This window comes from Roseomonas sp. USHLN139, from assembly GCF_037145735.1.
In the GTDB taxonomy this organism is placed as follows: Bacteria; Pseudomonadota; Alphaproteobacteria; order Acetobacterales; family Acetobacteraceae; genus Pseudoroseomonas.
The window spans coordinates 21524-27628 of record NZ_JBBCWY010000022.1 but is presented as its reverse complement, the minus strand read 5'-3'; the positions used below and the strand labels follow the sequence as shown (position 1 = coordinate 27628).

The following is a 6105-nucleotide window of genomic DNA, read 5'->3' as shown; positions in this document are numbered from 1 at the left end:
GACCGAAGAACCAGAAGACCAGAGCAGAAACCGTCTCAGCTCAGCCCATCAAAGGACTAAACCAAATCAGCTCCATTCTACTTCCAGAAAACCCGATGCGGTTTTAAATCAGCGTTGAGACCTTCTAAACTACTTAACTTACCGTGTCAAGCAGAATTTTCAGTCTCGGTAGCGGCCGCTTCAGAAGAACTCGTCCGCGGTGGAAGTTGTTTAGCGGCGATTACTTTGCCGGTCAACACACCGTTTTAAGTTTTTCTAGCGTCCCTGCCGCCATCCCTTTGCCCGAGGGCGCCGGGTCAGCGGCAGGGGGCGGCTTCTAGGCCCCCTGGCGGCCCCTGTCAAAGGGGTTTTTCGGCGGCCCGCGACGGTTTCTTAGGGCCTCCCGGTCAGACTGTCCGGCGACTCGCGGAGAACAGGGGATGCAAGCCTCGGTCGATCGTTTCAGCACGATTATTTTGCGCCTCTCCCCGGAGAGAACGGGCGCCTGCCAGGACGTCGCCTCGCATTGACGCCCACGGATGATCTTTTGTAGCATCGTCAACAAATTGTGGAAAATGTGCCGCGATGATGTCCAGCCCTCTCCCGGTGCCCGCCGCCCGCCGCGCCTCCCGTAGCCTGCCGCTGCTCGCCGGGCTGCTGCTCACCGATCTGCTGCTCGCGCCGTTGCCGGCCCTGGCGCAGGCCAGCAGCCAGCTCGGCGACCAGGCCGAGCCGCAGCAGGCGGCGCTGGAAGCCGGCGGCTACAAGCTGATCGGCCAGCTGGAGACCGAGCTCAATCTCGATCTCAACGGCCGGCGTGGCGGGCGGCGCGGCTACAGCGACCTGTTCAACAAGACCGAGCTCGGCCTCTATCTCAGCCTGCCCGGGGGCTTCGCCGTCAACAGCGTCTTCAAGCTGGAGCCGGCCGACCGTCCGGTCGATGGCAGCGACCGCGCCTTCCACGCCCATGCCGCCTGGATCGACCAGCTCTATCTGAGCTGGGCGCAGGGGCCGCTGCAGCTCTTCGCCGGCAAGATCCACCCGCGCTTCGGCATGGCCTGGGACGAGGCGCCCGGCCTCTATGGCGATGATTTCGCCCAAGGCTATGAGCTGTCCGAGAAGATCGGCGGCGGCGTCAACCTGTCGCTGTCCGACCTGCTCGGCGCCACCGACCGGGTCGGCCAGCACAGCGTCCAGCTCGAATTCTTCCAGGCCGACCGCACCGGCCTGTCCTCTTCGCTCTTCGCCCGGCGCTGGTCCTACCAGGACGGCCAGGGGCGGCTGCGCTATTCGGCGCGCAACCGCCGCGCCTATGGCGGGCCCGACAACACCGAGGGCGTCGGCAACTGGGTCGCCTCGCTGGCCGGGCAGGAGGTGCCGCTGCCGCTCGGCGAGCTGTCCTATACCCTGGGCTATTCGTCGCGCCGGGCCGGGCTGGACAGCCTGCAGGCCGGCACCGCCGCGACCGAGCGCGGCAGCGTCGCCGGCCTGGCCTGGGAGGTGCCGCTGCCCTGGCAGCTCACCGCCACGCCGCTGGTCGAATGGGTGCGGCAGGAGAATGCCGACGGGCTGCGCGGCCTGCGCCGCCAGGTGCTCACCAGCGGCGCCGAGCTGGCGCGCGGCCCGGTCAGCCTGGCCTATGTCTATGAATGGATGAAGGAGAGCGGGACCGACCGCGCCCAGGCGGCGATGCACACCGCCTCGGCCAGCTACGAGCTGCCCTGGGTCGATGGGCTGGTCTGGACCGTCGGCTGGCGGCGGCTGCGCGAGGAGGGCCAGGCCGCCAACGACTACGGCACCCAGCTGAGCTACAGCTTCCGGTTCTGACCTCGGGTGCCGGCCGGGGGCACCCGGCGGCGTCCCGCCCACAAACAGAAAGGACGGGGCCACGCCCGTGACCCCGTCCCCATCCTGACGACCCGAACCGATAGAAAATCAGCGCCAGACGATCTCGGAGCGGGAGCAGGTCTCGAGCCCGCGGCGCTCCTGCTCGCGGCCGTTCATGTAGACGATCTTCACGTCCACCGCGCAGCTGCGCCCGGCCGGCAGCTCGATCCAGCGGTCATAGCCGGGCTCCAGCACCTGGTCGCCCAGCCGGTCGCGGCCCCAGTTGCGGTCGGTGGCCAGCGACACATAGAGCTCGCGGATCACGCTGCCCGAGCGGTTGACGAAGCTGAAGGACGGATCGCCCGCCACCCGCGTCGTCGCCCCCGCCCCGCCGCCGCGGATCGAGGCGCCGGCACCGCCGCCGCCGGAGAACACCACCCGCGTCAGCGAGCAGGCGTTCACCTGCATCTTGGTCTCCTCGCGGCCGCCCTGGTAGCGGACGCGGATGTCGAGCACGCAGTCGGTCGCCTGCGGCGTCACATGCACCTGCTGCCCGGCGCCGAGCATGGACTGGCCCAGGATGTCCGGACCCCAGTTGTCCAGCCGGGAGGGCGAGACGAAGGCGCTCTCGATCGTCTGCCCCGACTGGTTGATCAGCCAGAATCGATTCTGCGCCGAGGCCGGCGAAAGCGTCGCAGCGGCGGCGAGCATCAGCAGCGCCGCGAGGAAAACACGCACGGGAGAATCCTCCGGTCGAGGGAAGCGGAGCGGGCCTTTCCACGGTCTTTCTCGCCGCCGGACCCGCGTTACAAGAATGCGCCGTTCCGTGTCGTTCCACAACAAAGCGTAGCGTTCACGCTTTCTACAGCGGCGCTTTTCCGGAAGCGTTTCCCGCGGCCGCGAAATGCGCTTAGGCTCGTACGCATGGTCATGCTCGTCTCCCCGCGCCGCCTCGCCCTGCTGGCCGCGGCGCTGCTCGCCGGCTGCGCCGCGGGCGGTGCCCCGGATGCCGGATCCTCCGCCGAGAATGGCGGCCGTCCGCCGCGGCTCACCGCGTCCGGTGCCTATCTGGCGGGCCGCTTCGCCACCGCCGAGACCGACACCGCCGCCGCCGCCGACCAGCTGAACGAGGCGCTGCGCCTGGCACCGGAGGAGGCGGAGGTGCTGAACCGCGCCTTCCTGGCCAATGTGCTGGACGGCCGGCCGGAAGCGGCGCGGCTGGCCCGCCGCCTGCCGCAGAGCGAGCTGGCGGGGATGCTGCTGGCCGGCAGCGACGCCATGGCCGGCCGCTGGGACCGCGCCGAGGCGCGGCTGCGCGGCCTGCCGCGGACCGGCGCCGCCCAGGTGCTGCAGCCGCTGCTGCTGGCCTGGAGCCAGGCCGGCGCCGGCAACACCGATGCGGCGCTCGCCACCCTGAAGCCGCAGATCGAGGGCAGCCGCCTGCGCGGCCTGGCCGCCCTGCATGCCGCCATGATCGCCGATCTCGCCAACCGCCCGCGCGAGGCGGAGCGGCTGGTGCGGCTCGCCCTGTCGGAATCGCCGGAAGCCAATCTGCGCATGATCCAGGTCGCCGCCGGCATCCTGGCGCGCGCCGGCAAGGAGGCCGAGGCGGGCCAGCTGATCAGCGCGCTGGCCGCCGTCAGCGACGACCTCTCCCTGGTCAGCGCACCCGAGGTGCGCCGCCGCCTGCTGCAGAGCCGCGCCGTCGCCTCCGCCGTCGAGGGCATGGCCGAGGCCGAGCTGGCGCTGGCCGGCGCGCTGCGCGGCCAGGGGGCGCCGGAGCTGACCCTGCTGCTGGCACGGCTCGCCCTGCGGCTGCGCCCCGACTTCACCCCGGCCCTGCTGATCGCCGCCGATGCCCTGGCCGACGAGAAGCATCCCGACAGTGCGCTCGCCCTGCTGCGCCGGGTGCCGGATGACGATCCGCTGGCGGCGGCGGTGGCCATGCGCCGCGCCACCCTGCTCGACCGGCTGAACCGGCCGGACGAGGCGATCGCCGCGCTGCGCGGGCTGCAGCAGGCCTATCCGCAGTCGCTGCAGCCGCCGGCCCGCCTGGGCGACCTGCTGCGCGGGCGCGAGCGTTATTCCGAGGCGGCCGAGGCCTATGCGGCCGCCCTGGCCCGGGTGCAGCGCCCGGGCGCCGAGCACTGGTCGCTGTTCTATGCCCGCGGCATCGCGCTGGAGCGCGCCGGCGACTGGACCCGCGCCGAGGCCGATTTCCAGCGCGCCCTGCAGCTCGCCCCCGAGCAGCCCTATGTGCTGAACTACCTGGGCTATACCTGGGTCGAGCACGGCACCAACCTGGCCGAGGCGCGGCGCATGCTGGAGCGCGCCGCCGAGCTCCGCCCGCAGGACGGCAATATCGCCGACAGCCTGGGCTGGGCGCTGTTCAAGCTGGGCGACCTGCCCGCCGCCACCCGCTGGATGGAGAAGGCGGTGGAGCTGGAATCGCGCAACTCGGTGATCAACGACCATCTGGGCGACGTCTACTGGGCCACCGGCCGCCGCATCGAGGCGCAGTACCAGTGGCGCCGCGCCCTGACGCTGGAGCCCGAGCCGGGCGAGGCGCCGAAGATCGCCGCCAAGCTGCGCGACGGCCTGCCCGCCACCGCCCGCCCCTGACCTGATCTCCTGACCCGATCTCCCGCCCGGAAGGCCCGCGACGCGGCCTTCCGGCGCGGGGGCGACGCCGCGGCGCGGCGACTTCGCCCGGAAGGCTGCCCTGCCCGTGACCCCTCCCGACGCCGATCCCGCCGCCGCGCTGGCCGAGCCGGCCCCCGCCAAGATCAACCTGCATCTGCACCTGCTGGGCCGCCGCGCCGACGGCTACCACCTGCTCGACAGCCTGGCCGCCTTCGCCGGCGCCGGGCCGCCGGGTGGCGCCGACCGGCTGCGCTGGCAGCCCGGCGGCGCCCTGTCGCTGCGGCTGGAAGGGCCCGAGGCCGCCTCGCTGGCGGCGGAGCCGGACAATCTGGTGCTGCGCGCCGCCCGCCTGCTGGCCGAGGCCGCCGGCATCACCCCGCAGGGCCAGCTGGTGCTGGAGAAGTTTCTTCCGGTCGCCTCCGGCATCGGCGGCGGCTCGGCCGATGCGGCCGCCGCGCTGCGCCTGCTGAACCGGGCCTGGGGGACAGGGCTCGGCCAGGCCCGGCTGCTGGCGCTGGCGGCGCGGCTCGGCGCCGATGTGCCGGTCTGCCTGGACAGCCGCCCGGCCCGCATGGGCGGCATTGGCGAGTTGCTGATCCCGGCGCCCGCCCTGCCGCCGGCCGGTCTGCTGCTGGCCAATCCGCGCCTGCCGCTGGCGACGCCGGCCGTCTTCCGCGCCCGCAGCGGCGATTTCTCCGCCCCCGCCGCGCTGCCGGCCGGCTGGGCCGATGCCGCCGCCATGGCCGCCGACCTCGCCGCCTGCCGCAACGACCTGGAGGCGGCGGCGATCGCCCTCTGCCCGCCGGTCGCTGATCTGCTGCACGCCATCCGCGCCCTGCCGGGCTGCCTGCTGGCGCGGATGAGCGGCTCGGGCGCCACCTGCTTCGGTCTTTTCGCCACGCCGGCCGCCGCCCAGGCCGCCGCCGCGCGGCTGCCCGAGACCTGCTGGCGCTGGGGAGGGGGCTTTACGACAGGGGCCTCCGCCCTTTATTCACCCCTCGACGGCCCTGCCTGAAGGGCCGCCGCAGGAACTTCCTGCCATGGCTTCCTGCTGGGGCGTAGCCAAGCGGTAAGGCAGCGGTTTTTGGTACCGCCATTCCCAGGTTCGAATCCTGGCGCCCCAACCAGCCGGCCCCCTCCCTCCACCGCGACAATCCGCTGCGTTTCGCGCATGCTGACGCCTGAAGCCTGCGACCCTGGCGATCGCGGCATCGGCACCCGGAGGGTCATCAAATGGAAAACTTCACGCCCGGCTCCGCCGCCCTGGGGGGCGCGCTGATCGGCCTGTCGGTCGCCCTGCTCTGGCTGGCGAACGGGCGGATCGCCGGCATCAGCGGCATCCTCGGCGGGCTGCTGCGGCCGCAGCCGGGGGAATGGGCCTGGCGCCTGGCCTTCCTGGCAGGCCTGCTGGCCGCGCCGCTGGCCTGGGCGGCGATCGCCGGGCGGCCCGCTGTGCAGCTTGCCTCGACGCCCCTGATCCTGGTGGCGGCGGGGCTGCTGGTCGGTTTCGGCGCCCGGCTCGGCGGCGGCTGCACCAGCGGCCATGGCGTGGCCGGGCTGGCGCGCGGCTCGCGCCGTTCCCTGCTGGCGACCGCCCTGTTCATGCTCACCGCCGCGCTGACTGTCTTCGCGATGCGCCACCTGCTGCCAGGCTGA

At 72.4% G+C, this 6105-nt stretch carries 5 protein-coding genes and 1 tRNA gene; 5 read left to right on the top strand and 1 reads right to left on the bottom strand.

The window, feature by feature from the left end:
* The first annotated feature begins 567 nt into the window (after nucleotides 1–567).
* A complete protein-coding gene (locus WFI16_RS26520; protein WP_419900861.1) occupies nucleotides 568–1806 on the top strand; it encodes a hypothetical protein in 1239 nt (412 codons plus the stop codon).
* 108 nt (nucleotides 1807–1914) lie between these two features.
* Here the strand turns inward: WFI16_RS26520 and WFI16_RS26515 are convergent, their stop codons facing one another.
* On the bottom strand, nucleotides 1915–2544 hold the full coding sequence (locus WFI16_RS26515) for a Tat pathway signal protein (RefSeq protein WP_419900860.1): 630 nt from the start codon (nucleotides 2542–2544) through the stop codon (nucleotides 1915–1917).
* A 186-nt stretch (nucleotides 2545–2730) separates the two neighbouring features.
* On the opposite strand from WFI16_RS26515, the gene WFI16_RS26510 reads away from it, so the two are divergent.
* From WFI16_RS26510 to WFI16_RS26495, 4 genes are all read left to right on the top strand, one after another.
* Nucleotides 2731–4428, top strand: coding sequence for a tetratricopeptide repeat protein (locus WFI16_RS26510; RefSeq protein ID WP_419900859.1), 1698 nt, complete (start codon nucleotides 2731–2733; stop codon nucleotides 4426–4428).
* Nucleotides 4429–4534: 106 nt separating this feature from the next.
* Nucleotides 4535–5464, top strand: a complete 930-nt coding sequence (locus WFI16_RS26505) for a 4-(cytidine 5'-diphospho)-2-C-methyl-D-erythritol kinase (protein WP_419900858.1) — start codon at nucleotides 4535–4537, stop codon at nucleotides 5462–5464.
* A 37-nt stretch (nucleotides 5465–5501) separates the two neighbouring features.
* Nucleotides 5502–5576, top strand: a tRNA-Gln gene (locus WFI16_RS26500).
* A 106-nt stretch (nucleotides 5577–5682) separates the two neighbouring features.
* Nucleotides 5683–6105, top strand: coding sequence for a YeeE/YedE family protein (locus WFI16_RS26495; protein WP_419900857.1), 423 nt, complete (start codon nucleotides 5683–5685; stop codon nucleotides 6103–6105).

Excerpts from the sequence above, each read along its gene's own strand:
- WFI16_RS26520 (WP_419900861.1), top strand. The coding sequence starts at position 568 with ATGTCCAGCCCTCTCCCGGTGCCCGCCGCCCGCCGCGCCTCCCGTAGC.
- WFI16_RS26510 (WP_419900859.1), top strand. The coding sequence starts at position 2,731 with ATGGTCATGCTCGTCTCCCCGCGCCGCCTCGCCCTGCTGGCCGCGGCG.
- WFI16_RS26495 (WP_419900857.1), top strand. The coding sequence starts at position 5,683 with ATGGAAAACTTCACGCCCGGCTCCGCCGCCCTGGGGGGCGCGCTGATC.